Genomic DNA, 18,450 nt, shown 5'->3' on the forward strand with positions numbered 1-18,450 from the left:
GATCGTTCTTCCGCACGTCCACTCGTAACTCGAAGGAGAAGCAAATCCGATGAAGCTCTTCAACTCAGCACAGGCCCCCGGGTCCGTGCGACGACGCGTGGCAGGCGGCGCCGCCGCGGCTGTCCTCGGCGTCAGTCTGGTCTTTGGCAGTGGCCTGATCTCTGGGGCCAGCGCCGATGCGCCCGCAAGCGTCAGTGGAATCGTCCTCGGCGTCGGCTCGAACGAGTCGCAGCGCGTCGTGAGCTGGTACGCCTCCGCCAACACCGCGCAGGTCGTCCAGGTGGCTCCCACGTCGACCTTGGTGAACGGAGCGTTCCCCGCCAATGCCACGACCTATCCCGCCACCGTCGCTGCCAACAGCGTCAACGGCGGCTTCAACGGACACTCCACGATCAGCAGCCTGAAGGAGCACACCGCGTACTCCTATCGTGTGGGCGCTGAGGGCGGCTGGTCCCCGACATACGCGTTCAAGACGCAGGACTTCGATGGTGACTACGACTTCCTGTTCTTCGGCGACCCGCAGATCGGAGCCTCCGGCAACGTGGCGAAGGACGGCGCCGGCTGGGCTGACACGCTCGATGTCGCCACGGCGGCCAACCCGAATGCCGAGCTCCTCGTCTCCGGTGGTGACCAGGTCGAGACGGCCGGCGTCGAGTCGCAGTGGAACGCCTTCCTCGCCTCCGACAAGCTGCGCCAGTACCCGTGGGCCGCGACGATCGGCAACCACGACGTCGGCAGCAAGGCGTACGAGCAGCACTTCTGGACGCCGAACACCGATCGCTCGGCATCGCTCTACCGTGGCAACTCGGCGACCGAGTCCGGCGGTGACTACTGGTACATCTACAAGGACGTGCTGTTCATCGACCTCAACAGCAACGCGTATGCCAACAATGCTGACGCCGCGCACATCAACTACGTGACCCAGATCGTCAAGGAGCATGCCGACGAGGCGAGGTACACCGTGCTCGTCTACCACCACTCGATCTACTCGCCGGCAGATCACGCGAACGACGGAGACAACAAGGTGCGCCGACAGGACTTCCCGACGGCCTTCTCCAAGCTCGGTGTCGATCTGGTGCTCCAGGGACATGACCACAGCTACTCGCGCAGCTACGTGCTCAAGAACGGCAAGAAGGCGCACGCCGACGAGCAGCCGGGTGCGGCGGACGTGGCACAGGGGCCGGGCGGTGTCATCTACGTGACGGGCAACTCCGCGTCGGGCTCGAAGTACTACGACCTCACCGACCCGGTGGAAGGCTCGGACTTCGGCCCTGACCCGCTGAACCCCGACAACCACTGGGCCAACTCGGTCGAGGACCAGGAGCACGTGCGCACCTACGTCAAGGTCGAGGTGCGCAAGAACCGGCTCGTCGTCGAGAACGTCCGCAGTGGCACGTGTGCTGCGCCCAACGCTGCGGTGGAGCTCGGCAAGGTCGCCTGGTGCGGTCCGGACAGCGGGGCCAGCGCTGCCCAGCCGGTCGGCTCAACGGTCGACAAGGTGGTGATCCACCGTTACGGCGGACCGGACGCCTTCGAGAAGCCGAGCCACTGATCGATCTCGTCCACCTGGTGGGGTGAGCGCCTTCGGGCACTCGCCCCACCAGTACGCATTCCCCAACCCGTTCGTCGGCCTCTCGAGGATCATCAGATGCACCTGTCACCATCACGTACGACTCTCCTGCGGGCAGCCGTGTTGCTGCTTGCCGGCCTTGCCACCCTTGCCGGAGTGGGATCCGGGCCGGCCGCTGCGGCGGGCGATGACCTGCCGTGGACCGTGTCGACCGCGTCGAACGACTATGGATCCGACCGGCCGGACTTCGGCTACACCGTCAACCCTGGCGGTACGGTCGAAGACGGTGTCGTGATCGTCAACCGCGGGCCCGCGCCGCTCGTGCTGGGAGTCGACAGCGCCAACGGGCTCACCACCAAGACAGGCAGCATCGAGCTGGTCACGAAGGACGCGAAGTCGAGCGGTCTCCGTACGTGGGTGCGCCTCAGCCGTGACAGCGTGACTGTCGAGCCCGGCAGGTCCGTCGAGGTGCCGTTCACCGTCAACGTCCCCGATGACGCGTCTCCCGGGGACCACGTCGGCGGCATCGTCACCTCACTGACCTCGGCCGACGGCGCGACCGTGGGTCGTCGGCTCGCGATCCAGATCCGCCTGCGAGTGGGCGGTCGACTGAAGCCGATGCTGTCGATCGAGGACCTCGACGTCGACTACTCGGGTGCACCCAACCCGTTCGCGAAGGGTGACGCCACGCTGACCTACACGATCCACAACACCGGCAACGCCACCGTGGCGGCCAGGCAGGCCGCGTCGATCTCTGGTCCCTTCGGTCGTTTCCGCGTCCCCGCGACGACGATCGATGACACGCCCGACCTGCTGCCGGGGGACAGGCGAAAGGTCTCGGTCCGCTTCCGCGACGTGGCCCCCGCCCTCCTGCTGGACGGGACCGTCACGGTCACGCCGCTCATGACGGATGAGTCGGGCAGTGTCGCCTCGCTGACGGCTGTCGAGACCACCGCGCGTGGTTGGGCGATCCCCTGGGTGGTTCTGGTCGGCCTGGGCGTGCTGGTGCTCGTCGGGACACATCTCCTCGGCGGGAGGCGACGCTTGGCTAGGCTCGCCGCATGGCGGAGACCAAGCAGTACGTCGGCGCGATCGACCAAGGAACGACCAGCACTCGATTCATGATCTTCGACCACGACGGTCACGAGGTTGCCAGGCACCAGCTCGAGCACGAGCAGATCCTGCCGCAGGCCGGCTGGGTCGAGCACGATGCCAGCGAGATCTGGGAGTGCACCCAAGAGGTCATCACCGCGGCGATGGGCAAGGCCGGCATCACCGCCGACAACCTCGCCGCCATCGGCGTCACCAACCAGCGTGAGACCACGGTCGTGTGGGACAAGCGCACCGGTGAGCCTTATTGCAACGCGATCGTCTGGCAGGACACCCGCACCGACAAGATCGCCTCGGCGCTGGATGCCAACGGCAAGGGCGATGTGATCCGCGACAAGGCCGGGCTCCCACCCGCCACGTACTTCTCCGGCGGCAAGATCCAGTGGATCCTCGAGAACGTCGACGGCGTGCGCGCCGACGCCGAGGCGGGCCACGCGATCTTCGGCAACACCGACGGCTGGCTCCTGTGGTGGCTGACCGGGGGGCCGGACGGCGGTGAGCACATCACCGACGTCACCAATGCCAGCCGCACCATGCTGATGAACCTCGAGACCCTCGACTGGGACGATGAGCTGCTGGCCCTCTTCGACATCCCGCGGGCCATGCTCCCGGCGGTCAAGTCGTCGTCGGAGGTCTACGGCAACACGCTCGCGGACGGGCCGTTCGGTGGCGAGGTGCCGCTCGCCGGCGACCTGGGTGATCAGCACGCAGCCCTGGTCGGCCAGGTCTGCTTCAAGCCCGGCGAGCTCAAGAACACGTACGGCACGGGGAACTTCCTGGTGCTCAACACCGGCACCGAGATCGTGAAGTCGACGCACGGGCTCATCACGACGGTCGGCTACAAGTTCGGCGACGCCCCCGCGGTGTACGCGCTCGAGGGGTCGATCGCGGTGACAGGCTCGGCGATCCAGTGGCTCCGCGACCAGCTGGGCATCATCAAGGCTGCCGCCGACTCGGAGTCCTTGGCCGGAAGTGTCGACGACAACGGCGGCGTCTCCTTCGTGCCCGCGTTCTCGGGACTCTTCGCTCCACATTGGCGCTCCGACGCCCGAGGGGTGATCGTCGGACTCTCCCGCTTCAACACCTCCGCGCACATCGCCCGTGCCGCCCTCGAGGCCATCTGCTACCAGAGCCGTGACGTCGTCGACGCCATGGTTGCCGATGCCGACCTCGACCTGCAGGTCCTGCGTGTCGACGGGGGCGTGACCCTCAACGAGCTCTGCATGCAGATCCAGGCCGATGTCCTCGGGGTCACGGTGAGCCGTCCGGTCGTGGCCGAGACCACGGCGCTGGGCGCTGCGTACGCGGCTGGCCTGGCCGTCGGCTTCTGGGCCGGCACCGACGAGCTCGTCGCCAACTGGAACGAGTCGAAGCGCTGGGAGCCCACGTCGACGCAAGAACAGCGCGACGTCGGCCATGCCCAATGGAAGAAGGCAGTGGACAGAACTCTTGATTGGGTCGACACCAGCAGCTGATTCGTTGACCTGATTGACTAGCGCCATGCGTTCCGTTGCACTGTCACCCGCCAATCGCCAAACCGCGCTCGATGCCATGGCCGCGGCCCCGCTCGATGTCCTCGTCGTCGGTGCCGGCGTGGTTGGTGGCGGTGCGGCTCTCGACGCCGCGACACGTGGCCTCTCGGTCGGCCTCGTCGACGCCCGTGACTTCGCCTCCGGCACGTCGAGCCGCTCCAGCAAGCTGATCCACGGTGGCCTGCGCTACCTCGAGATGCTCGACTTCCGGCTCGTCGCCGAGGCGCTCGGCGAGCGCAGCCTGCTGCTCGAGAAGCTCGCCCCGCACCTCGTGCACCCCGTGCCGTTCCTCTATCCGCTGACCCGCCGCATGTGGGAGCGCGTCTACGCCGGATCCGGTGTGCTGCTGTACGACTCGATGGCCTTCCTGTCGGGCCGCTCCCGTGGCGTCCCGCACCACCGCCACCTGACGCGCCGCGGCGCGCTGCGGATGATGCCGGCGCTCAAGAAGGAAGCCCTGATCGGCGCGCTCCACTACTACGACGGCCAGGTCGACGACGCCCGTCACACGATGTTCCTGTCCCGTACGGCGGCTGCCTATGGCGCTCACGTCGCAAGCCGTACGCGTGTCGTCGGGCTGCTCCGCGAGGGCGACCGCGTCACCGGCGCCACGGTCAAGGACCTGGAGTCGGGCAAGGAGTTCGACATCCTCGCCAGGCAGGTCGTCAACGCCACGGGCGTGTGGACCGACGAGACGCAGTCCTTCGCCGGCGAGCGCGGCCAGTTCCACGTACGCGCCAGCAAGGGCATCCACATCGTGGTCCCGCGCGACCGCATCCGTGGAGACTCCGGACTGATCCTGCGTACCGAGAAGTCGGTGCTGTTCGTCATCCCGTGGGGCCGGCTCTGGATCATCGGCACGACCGACACCGACTGGGCCCTGTCGAAGGACCACCCGGCCGCCAGCCGCAGCGACATCGACTACCTCCTCAAGCACGTCAACAAGGTGCTCGTGACGTCGCTGACGCACGAGGACATCGTCGGCGTGTACGCCGGGCTGCGCCCGCTCCTCGCGGGCGAGGACGAGGCCACCAGCAAGCTGTCGCGTGAGCACGCCGTCGGCACCAGTGTGAAGGGCCTGGTCGTGATCGCGGGCGGCAAGTACACGACCTACCGGATCATGGCGAAGGACGCGATCGACGCGGCGGTGCACGGCATGGCCAGCGACCTCGACCGCATCACCCCACCGTGCTGCACCGAAGACGTGCCGCTGCTCGGCGCCGACGGTTTCGAGGCCGTGTGGAACCAGCGCCAGATGCTCGCCGCGTCGAGCGGACTCGGCATCGGCCGCATCGAGCACCTGCTGCACCGCTACGGATCGCTCATCACCGAGGTGCTCGACCTGATCACCGAGCAGCCCGACCTCGGCAAGCCGTTGACCGGTGCCGACGACTACCTCCGTGCCGAGATCGTCTATGCCGCGAGCCACGAAGGCGCGCGTCACCTCGACGACGCCATCGCCCGTCGTACGCGCATCTCGATCGAGACCTTCGACCGCGGCACGGAGGTCGCCGTCGAGGTCGCGGGACTGATGGGCGACGTCCTCGGCTGGACCAAGGCCCAACGTGACAACGAGGTCGACCACTACCTCAAGCGCGTCCAGGCCGAGCTCGAGAGCCAGACGATGCCCGACGACGAGACCGCCGACGCCGCTCGCATGGGCGCCGAGGACGTCGTACCCGTCTCGACGACCCGCGCGAAGGCTGCCGGCTGATGCCGGAAGAGGTCATTGCCGACTACGACGTACGGTCGCCGGCATCCCGCACACTGCTCACCGTCATCGGCACGATCCTGGCGGTCGCCCTGTTCGCCGCCGCCGTCCTGGGCGTCTCGATCCTGATGAAGGACACCAAGACCTCCACCAGCATCATCGAGCTCGGTGACAGCGCTCAGATCGTGGTCAACGCGACCACCGCCGACATCCGGGTGGTCGAAGGCGCCGACGACGTGGTCAAGGTGACGTCCAAGGTCACCAGCGGCCTGCGCAAGACCGACTTCCTGATCGGTCGCAAGGGTGACGAGATCAAGGTCATCTCCGGTTGCACCAGCTGGCTGTCGCCGGGGTGCGGCGTGTCGCTGACGCTCTCGGTGCCCAAGGGCATCCCGGTCGTGATCAACACGACGTCCGGTGACGTGACAGCCGACGCCCTCGAGCAGGGGGTGCTGACGGTTGCCACGACGAGCGGCGACATCAGCGTGGGCGACCTGACGGTCGACGAGTTCTCGGCCGAGTCGAGCTCGGGCGACGTCAAGGCGTCGTTCGCGACCCAGCCGTTCGCGTTCAAGGCGCTCACGAAGTCGGGCGACATCTCGGCATCGGTCCCGGCCGGCGACCGTACGTACGCAGTCACCGCCGAGTCCAAGTCCGGCGACGTCAGCTCGACGATCGACTCCGACGAGAACGGTCAGGGCTTCGTGCGCGCCACGTCCGTCGACGGTGACATCGACCTGCGCTCGGGCTAGGCCGGCAGCGAGACCGAGAAGAGGATCGGCACGTGATCGGACGGGCGCAACGGAGGGAACGTGCCGGTCGCGTCGTACCCCAGTGCCACGGTGTAGGCGTTGACCACCATGTTCTTGGAGCAGTAGCCGTGGTCGATGATCCAGTCGGCGTTCTTGCTCGCCTTGTCCTTCCTGATGTTGGTGTAGGTCGCGAAGTCGCTGCTGGCTGAGCCGGTCTTGGCGACCTTGCGCATGTTGACGAGGCCGCCCTTGATGAATGCGCCCAGGTCGTCGGAGCGGTTCATGTCGCCGCCCACGAGGATCGGGCAGCTGCCGTGGAGGGCCGAGACCCGCTTGAGCTCCGTCATCGCGATCACGGCCTGGGCGGCGCGTCCGGCTCCCCACTGCTTGCCGTCGACGAGGTGGGTGTTGCCGAACACGAACTTCGTGCCGCTCGCGATGTCCTCGAACACCGCGAGCGTCAGGTGACGACCGGGCACGGCCTTGCCCGCGACCTTGGCCGCGAGGATCTTGTCCGGCACCTTCTCGACGAGGGCGGTGGTCTTTTTCTCGTAGAACAGGTAGTTCTCGTTGAACGCCGTTGTCGGCACGATCATGGTGTAGGCCGCTCCCAACGCAGCGTTGATCTTCCTGGCGAACGCCGACCCGGTGTTGGTCATCGAGTTCTTGCCCGGACCGATCAGCTCGTTCATCCCGAACACCGAGGGCGAGCCGGTCTTGACCAGGGCGGCTCCGGCGAGTGCGCGTTCGGAGTCCTTGGCGAGCTTGTCGGGACCGGGGATGTTGTACCAGAGCGGTCTCAGCACCATCGGCGTACTGGACGTCTTGGCAGCCGCGGTCGGGGCCTTGACCGGTGCCGGTTGTGGCGGTGATGCCTCGGCCGGCTTGGGGTCGGCTGCCAGGCGGATGAGTGTGGATGGCCCGGGGAACCCATCGGCGTTCTTGCCCCTCCAGCCCTGGGCCCGCTGGAAGTCGGCGACGTTGTCCCTGTCGGCCTTGCCGAAGATCGGGCCCGGGCCCTTGACGTAGTGCTTGCCGAATCCGTGCGCCACGAGCCGTTCGCCGAGCCACGTCACGTGCACACCGGTCGCGCCCATGAAGTAGGCCGCCGGGTCCATCCGGTCACCGGACTCGGCACCGATCGCCGGCCACGGATCGACGTGGTCCGACCAGGTCGACGACTTGTTGACCTGGAAGTGGACGTGCGCCCCGGTCGAGTTGCCGGCACCCCATTGGCCAGGGACGCCTCCGGACAGTCCGAGCTGCTTGCCGATCGACACGACCTGGCCCGTCTTGACGTCGATACGCGAGAGGTGTGCCACCTGCACCCAGCGGATCTTGCCGTGCACGGATCCCTTGATGATGACGTGAGCGCCGTACGCGGGGCCCCAGCCTCCGCCGACCCCGGCGTACCAGACCTTGCCGCTGATCGCGGCCGTCACCTTGGTGCCCTTCTTGGCGCCGAAGTCGACACCCTTGTGGGGCTTGCCGTTCTTGTAGAGACGCTTGTAGGCGAACGAGACAGGTGTCGACGCCGGAACGGGCTTGGCCACTGAGCATCCCTTCCTTTCGCGGAGGTCAGGGATGCGTTTCAGCGTAGGCCCGAGGAAGCCCCGTGAAAAGGCAGATGGCCCAAGATCGCAGGGATCTTGGACCATCCGTTGTGGGGTGGACGACGGGACTTGTCCCCCAAGCACTCCGCTTCGCTCCGTGCAGGGGGTGCCCCCACCCGCGGGTTCTGCGTCCCGTCGTCCACACATGACGAAACGCGGTCCTCGCTGGCGCGAGTTCCGCGTTTCGTGTGGGGTGGACGACGGGACTTGAACCCGCGGCCACCGGCACCACAAGCCGGTGCTCTACCAACTGAGCTACGCCCACCACGCGTGCCGGGCATGCGCCCGACACGGCGTCAGGAAGTCTAACGCAGGTCGGACCGCTCCTATGACGGACCCGTCACCGAGCCGGCGACCTCGGCGGCGATGGCCTTGGCCGCGTCGGTCTCGGGGCCGGGCTGCGGCACGAACACGGCACGCCGGTAGTACTTGAGCTCCTCGATGCTCTCCTGGATGTCGACCAGGGCGCGGTGGTGTCCGCGCTTGGACGGGGAGGCGAAGTAGGCCCGCGGGTACCACTGCCGGGTGAGCTCCTTGATCGAGGAGACGTCGACGACGCGGTAGTGCATCCACGACTCGAGCTCGACCATGTCGCGGGCCAGGAACATCCGGTCGGTGCCGATCGTGTTGCCGGCGAGGGGAGCCTTGCGGGGCTCCTTGACGTGCTGGCGGATGTAGTCGAGCACCTGCTCCTCGGCATCGCGGAGCGTGAGTCCCGCGTCGAGCTCGTTGATCAGCCCGGAGTTGGTGTGCATGTCGCGTACGAAGTCGTCCATCTGCTCGAGCGCCTCTGCGGGCGGCTTGATGATCAGGTCGACCCCGGCGCCCAGCACGTTGAGCTCGTAGTCGGTCACCAGCGCCGCCACTTCGACCAACGCATCGGTCTCGAGGTTCAGCCCGGTCATCTCGCAGTCGATCCACACCAACTTGTCGTTCACGTCGTGCACCTTACTTGGCACCCACGACTTCGCACTCGTGGGCGGATCGCTTCCGGGGACCGATAAGGTCTGATGGAACCTTCCATTGTCGTCCCGCGTTGGTCATCGTGGTGACCGCCGGACCCAGGAGACTTACGTGGCTAACGAACGACAGCAGCGCGCCGCCCGTGCCGAGCAGATGCGCAAGGAGCGCGAGAAGGCCGACCGCAAGCAGCGCAACCTCATCTCGCTCGCGATCGTCGCGGTCGTCATCGCGCTGATCGCCGTCGGAGGCTATGCCGTCAAGAGCGCCAACGACAAGAACAAGGCCGAGACCGAGGTCATCGTTCCCAACGGTGCGACCAAGGACAACGGCTTCATCTTTGACGCTGCCGCCGCGGGTGGCACCGCCGGCACCAACCCGGTCAAGGTCGTGCTGACCGAGGACTTCCAGTGCCCCGCGTGCCTGTCGTTCGAGCAGCAGAGCGGCGCCTTCCTCACCGACCTCGTCAAGAAGGGCGAGATCACGATCGAATACCGCCCGGTCAGCTTCCTCGACAAGAGCAGCGGCAACGAATACTCCAGCCGGGCGCTCAATGCTGCGTTGTGCGTGCTCGACAAGGGCGGTATCGAGAAGTACAAGACGATGCACGATCTCCTCTACGCCAACCAGCCGCAGGAGGGCACCAACGGTCCCGAGGACTCGGCACTGATCGACACCGCCAAGAACGCAGGGGTCACTGGGATCGACTCCTGCATCAACTCCAAGCGATTCGGTCCGTGGATCGAGAAGGCCTACGACAAGCTCCTCGACGAGGGCTTCAAGGGCACGCCGTGGGTCCGAATCGGCGGCAAGGACATCGAGTCGCCGACCCCCGCTGCTCTGCAGCAGGCGATCGACGCCGCCAAGAAGGCGTAGCTCGCGCGCCTCGCAAGGCGAAATTGTCAGCGAAAACCGGTACACTTGACGTAGTTGCACAACGTTGGGCCGTACGAATGAATCTGGTTTCCTTAATTGGTGTCTTGCTTCTCCTCGAAGGTTGAATGTGTGTGGCGAAGTCGCTCGCGAAACGCGTGAGTGACTAGCTCGCTAATAGGAGTAAGAACATGGCAACAGGAACCGTCAAGTGGTTCAACGCTGACAAGGGCTTTGGATTCATCGCCCCCGATGACGGCAGCGAAGACGTATTCGCGCACTTCAGCGCGATCGCCACGAGCGGCTACCGCTCGCTGGACGAGAACCAGAAGGTTGAATTCGACGTCGAGCAGGGCCAGAAGGGCCTGCAGGCGACGAACATTCGTCCCCTCTGATTCACCCACTGATCTAGTTCAGTAAAGAACCCCGGAGCTTCGGCTCCGGGGTTCTTTGTCTCTAGGCCTGAAGGGGAGCTTCGCGGTACGGCGCCAGGTCGCCAAGCTCGACAGCGTCGAGCAGCTCGACAGCAGCGAGCGCACCGTTGGCGCGTACGGTCTCCGGGTCGCACCATTGCACCGACTTGATCTCGGTGGGCTGCAACGTCATGCCGTCCGTGATCGAGCTGTCGACCACGCCGAGGTCGAACAGGAAGACGCATGCGTCGTCCCACCCGCGCCAGGCCGGCAGCCAGTTGACCGTGATCAGGCCCCGCACCCCGACCTCGATGCCGAGCTCCTCCTCGAGCTCGCGCACGAGTCCGAGCGCAGGCGCCTCGCCGACCTCGACGACGCCACCTGGGAGATCCCACTCCTGCTTGTAGGTCAGCTCGCACATCAGCACGCGACCCTGCTCGTCACGCAGCAGACCTTGGCTGATGACCCGCTTGGTCGGGAGCCCGGCGTTGAGGATCGCGATGAATCCGTCACGGCTGAACGGGGGAGGGTCGCCGACGATGCGCGCCAGCAGAGCACGATCGGGATCGCCGCCTGCACCGCGGGTGATGCCCTCGCGGCGGAGGCCGGAGATCGAGGCGGCTCGGATGTCGTTGTCTCGATCGACGGGGATGCGGGCCTCGACGCGGGTCCAGCCCAGGTCGTCGAAGGCGTGGTCGAGGGCGAGCCGCAGTGCGCGGATAGCGACAGGCAGGTTGTCAGCCCCCGCATTCCATCGGATCGACCCTGAGTTGCGGTCCTCGGGGCGGAGCGCCACGGTGCCGACGCGCTCGCCGTCGACGACGATCGCAAACCCGATGAACTCGTCGGATCCCGTCGTCGGTTCGAGCGACAGGTCGTCGTCGCGCAGCGTCGCGGTCATGCCGTCGCCCTGGAGGTCACGTCCTCATCCTGCCAGTCCCGATCGAGGAAGCGGTGTGACCAATCGCAAAGAAATGTTTGCAAAGGAGTCTTTGCAGTCGTACGGTGGCGGCATGGCACTCACCAGCAAGGTCGTCGAGGACCTCGACACGCTCAAGGCCGTGTCTCATCCGCTGCGCATGGCCCTGCTCGGAAACCTTCGTGCACACGGGCCCGCCACTGCATCGGAGCTCGGCCGCGCCCTGGGCGAGTCGAGCGGGTCCACCTCCTACCACCTGCGCCAGCTCGAGCGGTACGGGTTCATCGGCGACGCCGACGAGCAGCCTTCAGGGCGCGAGCGCAGATGGAAGTCGCTGTACGACCTGACGAACTTCCCCACGGCACTGGCCGAGCTGGACGGCGGACGTGAGTACCTCGACACCGTACGAAGGCGACAGGAAGAACGCCTGAAGGCCGGGCTCACTGCCTGGACCGAGACGCGCCCGGGCATCGGGCACAGTGACTACGCCGTCCGGCTCGACCCGGATGACCTGCAAGCGATGGAGGCCGAGATCGAAGAGGTCATCTCACGCTACTCAGATCGCAAGGGTTCGGAGCGCGTCACGGTCCACGTGTTGATGCTGCCCTGGACCAAGCCCACATGAGCCTACGTACGCGCTTCCTGTTGCTCACCGGACTGCGCTGGCTGCCGACCGGATTCATCATCCCGGTCACTGCGCTGCTGCCGTTGCACCGCGGTCTGACGATCGCCGAGATGGGAGCGGCGTTCGCACTCCAGGGCGTCGTGGTGCTCCTGCTCGAGCTGCCCACGGGCGGATTCGCCGATGCCCTCGGCCGCAAGCCGGTCATCATGGCGTCGAGCTGCATGGCGTTGCTGGCGTATGTCGTCTTCGTCCATGCACAGTCCGTCCTGGCCTTCGCCATCGCGGCATCGCTGACGGGTGTGTTTCGGGCCCTGGACAGCGGGCCGCTCAATGCCTGGTTCGTCGATGCGACACACGCCCAGGGTGGCGAGAGCGCCGATGTCGTACGCGGATTGTCGGGATCAGCCGGAGTGATCGGCGCCGCGATCGCGACGGGGTCGCTCGCGGCGGGAGGCCTCATCGCGTGGGCGCCGGTCGATGACACCGCGCGGCTGACCTCGCCCTACTGGATCGCCATCGCGTTGACGGTCGTGCAGCTGATCGCCGTGACGGTGCTGATGGACGAGGATCGGTCGGCGCGCGTCGCGGGCGTCCTCGCGTCCATCACCTCGACGCCCCGGGTCGTCGCGTCGTCGTTCGCTCTCGTACGGCGGTCGCGCGTGCTCGCGGCGCTCGTCGCGGTGGAGCTGTTCTGGGGCTTTGGCATGGTCGCGTTCGAGTCGCTGATGCCGGTGCGGATGTCTGAGCTGCTCGGCGATCGCGACGACGCCGCGGCGGTCATGGGTCCGATCGTCGCTGCTGGCTGGGGCCTGTCAGCGGTCGGTGCCTTCGCGGTTCCACTGCTGCTGCGTCGATGGTCGATGCGCTCGGTGTCATTCACCTTGCGCATCGTGCAGGGTGTCACGGTCGTCGGCATGGGACTTGCGGCCGGGCCGATCGGGCTGGTCGTCGCGTACTTCGCGACGTACGGCGTGCACATCGTCGCGGGCGCGATCTATGAGTCTCAGCTCCACGAGCAGGTCGGTCCGGAGCAGCGGGCGACCGTGCTGTCTCTCGCCTCGATGGCGATGCACCCGGCAGCATCCGTCGGCTCGATCGTCCTCGGTGCGATCGCCACCGGCGCGTCGACGGCCACGGCGATGGTCGTCGGGGGTGTCATGCTGGCCCTCGCCGCGCCGCTCTTCCTCGTCAGGCCGGCGGCGGAGGATCCCGACGTTCGACGACCCGCGTACCGCGGTTCTGCCCGTTGATGATGAGGCTCACCACCAGGCCCAGTGCACCTGCACCCATCAGGATGTAGCCGACCTGGACGAGGTCGACGTCGTTGATGTTGTCGCGGACCGCGAAGGACAAGATTGCGCCGATGGCGAGCAGCGCGATGGATCCACCGATGAACATGGCTCAACCTTTCGTAGGGGTTCTTCGACCGTACGCAGTCCTCAGGGATTCGCACCTTTTGTCGGCGCCACACCGCCGCCCCCGCCGCAGGAGGCCCCCGTCTATGCTCGGCGGCGACGACATCATCGAAGGAAGGCCTGCTCGTGGGAGAGCTCGTACGACTTGAAGTCAGCGACGGCGTGGGGACGATTCGTCTCGATCGCCCCAAGATGAACGCGCTCAACGCGCAGATGCAGCGCGAGATGGTCGAGGTGTGCGCCGAGGTGGAGAGCCGCGATGACGTGTCCGCGGTCGTCGTCCATGGCGGGGAGCGGGTCTTCGCGGCTGGCGCCGACATCAAAGAGATGGCGGACATGACCCACGAGGACATGACGTCGCACGCCCATCTCCTGCAGGACTTCACGAAGTCGCTCGCCGGCCTCAGCGTGCCGACCGTCTCGGCAATCACCGGATTCGCGTTGGGTGGAGGCTGTGAGGTTGCACTGTCGACCGATCTGCGATTTGCCGCCGACACCGCCAAGCTCGGCCAGCCCGAGATCCTTCTCGGCATCATCCCCGGAGCTGGAGGCACCCAGCGCCTGGCGCGACTGGTCGGCCCGGCACGGGCCAAGGACCTCATCTTCACCGGCCGTTTCGTCGACGCCCAGGAAGCGCTCGCGATCGGCCTGGTCGATCAGGTGCATCCCGCCGACGAGGTCTATGACAAGGCAGTCGAGTGGGCCACGCAGTTCGTCGGCGGACCGAGGCTTGCACTGAGTGCCGCCAAGCGCGCCATCGACCAAGGTCTCGACGTCTCGCTCGACGAGGGCATCGGTGTCGAGCGCGAGGAGTTCGCGGCACTTTTCGCGACCGAGGACCAGAAGGCCGGCATGGTCTCGTTCATGGAGAACGGTCCGGGCAAGGCCACGTTCCAGGGCCGATAGGGCTCAGCTTCCCGGCGCCGAACCCGGCGTACGCGGGCACGTTTTCACACGTGACAGGCGAGACGCATGGGGCATACTGAACAACGACGTGCACACCTGTGTGGCCTGGTCTGACGCAACGACGAAAGGGAGTCATGAGCGACTCAGAATCCAACTCGCCAGTCGATCGCCAGCGGGCTGACCCCTTGCAGGTGGCCGCTGACATGTTGGCCGAGGAAGAGGCCAACGACCAGCAGTCTCCGCGTGTCGAGCGCCAGGAAGCCCCGGCTCGCGACGCACACGATGAGCTGTCTCCCAAGGAGCGCCGCGCCGCTGCCCGTGCCGCGCGCCAGGCAGCCCTGGAGCAGCGCCGCGAGGAGCGCGCCGCTGCCAGGGCGCAGTCGGCGGTCACCAAGGCCGAGTCGTCGGGCCGTCGCCGTGAGGAGAAGCCGCACCGCGGCAAGTCACTCGCCGAGAAGCTCGACGAGGCGCGCGAGGCAGTGGGGACGCCGCCAGCCGATCGCGAGGAGATTCCCGAGCAGGCCCCCGCCGAACCGGTGCTGGAGGAAGCGCAGCCTGTCGTGGAAGCGCAGGACAACGCCCAACCGGAGCCGCCGTCCGTCGTGCACGACGTGGTCGAGGAGGACCCGAGTCCCACGATCACCTGGTCCGACACTCCGACCGCCGCCGACTTCTCTGACGAGCCAGCACCCGGTGGCGCCCTCGAACCTGCACTCGTGACGGCCGGACTGGCCGACGAGCCAGAGCCGGAGCCCGAGCCGACCCCCGAGCCCGAGCCGACGCCCGAGACCCACGATGTTCCCGAGATCCCCGAGCGCGAAGAGCTCTCGCTGCCGACGTCGCCGGGCGAGGGCTCGACGTTCGCCGAAAAGCTTGCCGCGGCAAGTGCCGCCGCACAGCAGCGGGTCGCCGCGGCGCGTGCCGAGGCCTCTCGCCTGATGGAGGAAGCGGCTCGTGAGCGTGCCGAGGTCACGGCGCGCCTGACCGCTGACGAGGCTGCAAAGCGCGAGGAGAGCGCTGCCAAGCTCAAGGCCGCCGAGCAGGCCGCCGCGGAGCGGGTGACCGCAGCTCGCCTCGAGGCCGATCGGGTGTCCGCCGACATCGAACGTGAGCGTGCCGCTGCTGCCGCCAAGATCCAAGAGCTTCAGGAGGCCGCCGACGCCCGCGTCGCGGCGGCCCAGGCTGCGGCCGAACGCCAGGCCGAGCAGCGCATCAATGAGGCCAAGTCCGAGGCCCAGCGGCTGGCTGAGGCGGCAGAGGCCGACGCTCGCGCCACGGCCGAGCGCCGTATGGCCGAAGCCGAGCTCCAGGCACAGGAGGCTGCGACCCGACGTCTGGCCGAGGCCGAGGCAGATGCGCAGCGTCGTATCGAGGAAGCCCGCGCCGAGGCCGCAGAGGTCTCCGCCAAGGCCAAGGCAGATCGCGAAGCCGCACTCGAGCAGCTGGCTCAGGAGCGCGCCGAGGCAGAGACTCGCCTCGCCCAGGTCCGTGACCAGGCCGACCGCATCGTCCGCGAAGCCGAGGAGACCTCGGCGAGCCACGTGGCAGCCGCCAAGCGTGAGGCCGAGAAGTTCGCGCAGGAGACCGCTGCAGAGCGTGTGGCGATCGCCGTACGTGTGGCTGACGCCGAGCGTGACGCCGAGGAGAAGCTCGTCGCCGCCAAGCTCGAGGCCGATCGCCTGGCTGCCGAGGCGGCTCGTCGACACGAGGAGGCTGCCGCCGAGCTGGCGCGTGAGCGAGACGAGGCACATGAGCTCGTCGCCCGGGCCAACGCGGAGGCTGACAAGCTGGCCCGCGAAGCAGAGGCCGAGCGCGCCGATGCCGCGGCAAAGCTCGCAGAGGCCGAGCGCGTGGCGGCAGAGAAGGTACGCGTTGCCGAGGCCGAGGCCGAGCTGGTCGCCGCGAACGCGGCCGAGGCGGCACGGGCGGCCGAGGAGTCCCGCAAGGAGACCGAGAGCAAGCTTGCAGCCGAGGTCGAGGCCGCCCGACTCGATGCCCAGAAGAAGATCGAACAGGCCGAGAAGGATGCCGCCGATCGTGTGGCCGCTGCAGAGGCAGAAGCCAAGCGACTGTCCGACAAGTCGGTCGCGGACGCCCAGGCGCGAGTCGCCCAGGCGCAGGCTGAGGCCGAGCGTGTCACGGTGCAGTCCAAGCGTGACGCCCAGGAGCGGCTGAGCCAAGCCGTCGCCGCGGCCCGCGTGGCGGCCGAGGAGAAGCTCCAGGAGGCCGAACGGACGGCATTGGAATGGGTTGCCGCTGCCGAGGCGGAAGCCGAGCGCGTGGCGCAGACGCACATCGCGATGGCCAACCATTCGGTCGGCGAGGCGCGATTGTCAGAGCCGGCGCCATTGGTGGACGAGTTCGTCGACGAGAGTCACGCCGACGACCAGGTGCCTGAGGCGGTGAGCGACGAGACTGAGGCCCTCGCCCCCCCGATCAAAAAAAGAATCGTCCGACGAAAGTGACGCCCTAGACGGATCTGAGGACGCCGAGTCGGTGTCCGAGAGCCCCGCTGCCGGTGTGGTGACGGCGGGATCGATCGTTGCCGGGCTGGCGAGCTTGTCCGACAGCCAGTCCGCGACGGCCGCTGTGCCCGACGCGTCGACGGAGGCGCAGGAGTCCGACGCCGAGGCGAGGGACGTCGAACGTGCGGCCCGGGCCGCTGAGAAGGCCGAGGCCAGGGCTGCCGCGAAAGAGGCGAAGGCTGCGGCCAGAGCCGAACGGCTGGAGGCCAAGGCCGTCGCAAAGGCGGAGCGACTCGAGGCCAAGGCTGCCGCCAAGGCCGCGCGGCTGGAAGCCGAGAACGCCGTCGACGACCAGGTCGAAGAGATGCCGGCCGAGTCCGGCGACCTTGATTCTCCGGCTGAGCGGCGAGCCCGCACCAAGGCCGAGAAGGCTGAGGCGAAGGCAGCGCGCGCCGAGGCCAAGCTCAACGCCAAGCTGGAGCGTCAGGCGTCTGCCGAGGCGCGCCGCGAAGCGCGCGCAGCAGCAATAAGGGCAGCGCGTGGAGAAGTGACCGAACCAGTCGAACCCGATGTGGATGACGCGCCCGGCGACGAACGTCCAATTGCGGTCGCCGGCCAGCTTCAGCAGGACGAGGAAGAGACGCTGCGCAAGCAGCAAGAAGAGCGCGAGGCCGAGATCAAGGCTCGTGAGGAGGCGGCTGCGGCCAAGCAGAAGGCTCGTGAGGAGGCGGCTGCGGCCAAGCAGAAGGCTCGTGAAGAGGCGGCTGCGGCCAAGCAGAAGGCCCGTGAAGAGGCGGCTGCGGCCAAGCAGAAGGCCCGCGAAGAGGCTGCCGCGGCCAAGGCCGAAGCCGATGCCGCGGCTCAGGCGGCGCGCGAGGAGGCCGAAGCCGAGAAGCGCACGGCACAGGCGGAGGCCGACGCCGAGAAGCGCACGGCACAGGCGGACGCCGACGCCGCCAGGGCTGCCAAGGAGGCCAAGACCGCCGCCAAGCGTGAGCGGGCTGAGGCCAAGGCACGAGCCAAGCAGGAGGCCCGACAGGCGAAGTCGTCGCACCGCGCCGATGACCGCATCGTCGAGGCTCCGCGGGAGCCCAAGAAGTCGCTGATCCAGCGACTGCTGCCCGCGGAAGCCGACGGAGCCGGCGCAGACGACAATGCACGGTCCAACGTGCTGCCGACGATCGCCGTCCTGGTCGGTGTCCTCGGATTCGTGTTCTCCGTGATCCTGGCGATCGGTGCGTTCATGGTGGCCCTCAACCCGCAGGACGACGGTGGCGTGTTCACTGTCGTGTCCAACGTGTGTGACGCCCTGGTCGGGCCGCTGCGCGGGCTGTTCTCGTTCTCGGGCGTCAACGGCGAGAGCAAGGACGCCCTGGTCGCGTGGGGTCTTGGCGCACTCGGCTACCTCGTCCTCGGCCTGTTCGCGCAGTCGTTCCTGCGCTCGCACACCGAGGACGACTGACCTCGCGGCGACTCCAACCGTCGACGATCTCGAGAGCTCGGCGTGGTCGATGCGCATGGCGTGATGTGACCTAGCCCATGCCGCTGAGGCTCGCTCGCATTGCTACGCCTCGGTAACATTCAGA

General features: G+C 67.4%; 16 protein-coding genes and 1 tRNA gene. 12 read left to right on the top strand and 5 right to left on the bottom strand.

The features are described 5' to 3' along the window. Positions 1 to 49 precede the first annotated feature (49 nt). The 5 genes from ABD683_RS13740 to ABD683_RS13760 all read left to right on the top strand — a co-directional run bounded on the left by ABD683_RS13740 (position 50) and on the right by ABD683_RS13760 (position 6,675). Positions 50 to 1,552 (top strand): purple acid phosphatase family protein, encoded by a 1,503-nt coding sequence (locus ABD683_RS13740; protein WP_344770520.1) that lies wholly within the window; start codon positions 50 to 52, stop codon positions 1,550 to 1,552. 96 nt (positions 1,553 to 1,648) lie between these two features. After that, a complete protein-coding gene (locus ABD683_RS13745) occupies positions 1,649 to 2,695 on the top strand; it encodes a COG1470 family protein (RefSeq protein ID WP_344770521.1) in 1,047 nt (348 codons plus the stop codon). Continuing rightward, positions 2,632 to 4,155: a glycerol kinase GlpK gene (gene glpK / locus ABD683_RS13750; protein WP_344770522.1), complete on the top strand. Its 1,524-nt coding sequence runs from the start codon at positions 2,632 to 2,634 to the stop codon at positions 4,153 to 4,155. The genes ABD683_RS13745 and glpK overlap by 64 nt, the downstream gene beginning before the upstream one ends. Before the next feature lie 25 nt (positions 4,156 to 4,180). Further along, a complete protein-coding gene (locus tag ABD683_RS13755; RefSeq protein ID WP_344770523.1) occupies positions 4,181 to 5,926 on the top strand; it encodes a glycerol-3-phosphate dehydrogenase/oxidase in 1,746 nt (581 codons plus the stop codon). Then, positions 5,926 to 6,675: a DUF4097 family beta strand repeat-containing protein gene (locus ABD683_RS13760; protein ID WP_344770524.1), complete on the top strand. Its 750-nt coding sequence runs from the start codon at positions 5,926 to 5,928 to the stop codon at positions 6,673 to 6,675. The genes ABD683_RS13755 and ABD683_RS13760 overlap by 1 nt, the downstream gene beginning before the upstream one ends. Here the strand turns inward: ABD683_RS13760 and ABD683_RS13765 are convergent. From ABD683_RS13765 to orn, 3 genes are all read right to left on the bottom strand, one after another. Further along, on the bottom strand, positions 6,672 to 8,228 hold the full coding sequence (locus ABD683_RS13765) for a peptidoglycan-binding protein (protein ID WP_344770525.1): 1,557 nt from the start codon (positions 8,226 to 8,228) through the stop codon (positions 6,672 to 6,674). The two genes, ABD683_RS13760 and ABD683_RS13765, sit on opposite strands and share 4 nt — an antisense overlap. A gap of 249 nt (positions 8,229 to 8,477) precedes the next feature. Beyond that, positions 8,478 to 8,553, bottom strand: a tRNA-His gene (locus tag ABD683_RS13770). Positions 8,554 to 8,614: 61 nt separating this feature from the next. After that, positions 8,615 to 9,226 carry an oligoribonuclease gene (gene orn, locus ABD683_RS13775; protein ID WP_344770526.1) on the bottom strand — a complete coding sequence of 204 codons (612 nt, stop codon included), beginning with the start codon at positions 9,224 to 9,226 and terminating at the stop codon, positions 8,615 to 8,617. 136 nt (positions 9,227 to 9,362) lie between these two features. On the opposite strand from orn, the gene ABD683_RS13780 reads away from it, so the two are divergent. After that, the gene (locus ABD683_RS13780) at positions 9,363 to 10,124 is read left to right on the top strand and encodes a DsbA family protein (protein WP_344770527.1); all 762 of its coding nucleotides are present in this window, start codon (positions 9,363 to 9,365) and stop codon (positions 10,122 to 10,124) included. A 188-nt stretch (positions 10,125 to 10,312) separates the two neighbouring features. Continuing rightward, complete coding sequence (locus tag ABD683_RS13785; protein WP_056208020.1) at positions 10,313 to 10,516, top strand: cold-shock protein; 204 nt, start codon at positions 10,313 to 10,315, stop codon at positions 10,514 to 10,516. 61 nt (positions 10,517 to 10,577) lie between these two features. On the opposite strand, the gene ABD683_RS13790 is transcribed toward ABD683_RS13785, so the two are convergent. Continuing rightward, positions 10,578 to 11,435 (bottom strand): NUDIX hydrolase, encoded by an 858-nt coding sequence (locus ABD683_RS13790; protein WP_344770528.1) that lies wholly within the window; start codon positions 11,433 to 11,435, stop codon positions 10,578 to 10,580. Between the two features lie 112 nt (positions 11,436 to 11,547). On the opposite strand from ABD683_RS13790, the gene ABD683_RS13795 reads away from it, so the two are divergent. Together ABD683_RS13795 and ABD683_RS13800 are read left to right on the top strand one after the other, a co-directional pair. Continuing rightward, positions 11,548 to 12,078, top strand: a complete 531-nt coding sequence (locus ABD683_RS13795) for a helix-turn-helix domain-containing protein (protein ID WP_344770529.1) — start codon at positions 11,548 to 11,550, stop codon at positions 12,076 to 12,078. Beyond that, a complete protein-coding gene (locus tag ABD683_RS13800) occupies positions 12,075 to 13,328 on the top strand; it encodes an MFS transporter (protein ID WP_344770530.1) in 1,254 nt (417 codons plus the stop codon). The genes ABD683_RS13795 and ABD683_RS13800 overlap by 4 nt, the downstream gene beginning before the upstream one ends. Here the strand turns inward: ABD683_RS13800 and ABD683_RS13805 are convergent. Beyond that, the gene (locus ABD683_RS13805) at positions 13,267 to 13,476 is read right to left on the bottom strand and encodes a DUF6458 family protein (protein ID WP_344770531.1); all 210 of its coding nucleotides are present in this window, start codon (positions 13,474 to 13,476) and stop codon (positions 13,267 to 13,269) included. The two genes, ABD683_RS13800 and ABD683_RS13805, sit on opposite strands and share 62 nt — an antisense overlap. A gap of 143 nt (positions 13,477 to 13,619) precedes the next feature. On the opposite strand from ABD683_RS13805, the gene ABD683_RS13810 reads away from it, so the two are divergent. The 3 genes from ABD683_RS13810 (at position 13,620) to ABD683_RS13820 (ending at position 18,326) form a co-directional block, all read left to right on the top strand. Beyond that, the gene (locus ABD683_RS13810) at positions 13,620 to 14,399 is read left to right on the top strand and encodes an enoyl-CoA hydratase/isomerase family protein (protein WP_344770532.1); all 780 of its coding nucleotides are present in this window, start codon (positions 13,620 to 13,622) and stop codon (positions 14,397 to 14,399) included. A gap of 134 nt (positions 14,400 to 14,533) precedes the next feature. Next, the gene (locus ABD683_RS13815; RefSeq protein WP_344770533.1) at positions 14,534 to 16,864 is read left to right on the top strand and encodes a coiled-coil domain-containing protein; all 2,331 of its coding nucleotides are present in this window, start codon (positions 14,534 to 14,536) and stop codon (positions 16,862 to 16,864) included. 31 nt (positions 16,865 to 16,895) lie between these two features. Further along, positions 16,896 to 18,326, top strand: a complete 1,431-nt coding sequence (locus ABD683_RS13820; protein WP_344770534.1) for a hypothetical protein — start codon at positions 16,896 to 16,898, stop codon at positions 18,324 to 18,326. Positions 18,327 to 18,450: the final 124 nt, after the last annotated feature.

It is taken from the genome of Aeromicrobium panaciterrae (assembly GCF_039537165.1).
Lineage (GTDB): Bacteria > Actinomycetota > Actinomycetes > Propionibacteriales > Nocardioidaceae > Aeromicrobium > Aeromicrobium panaciterrae.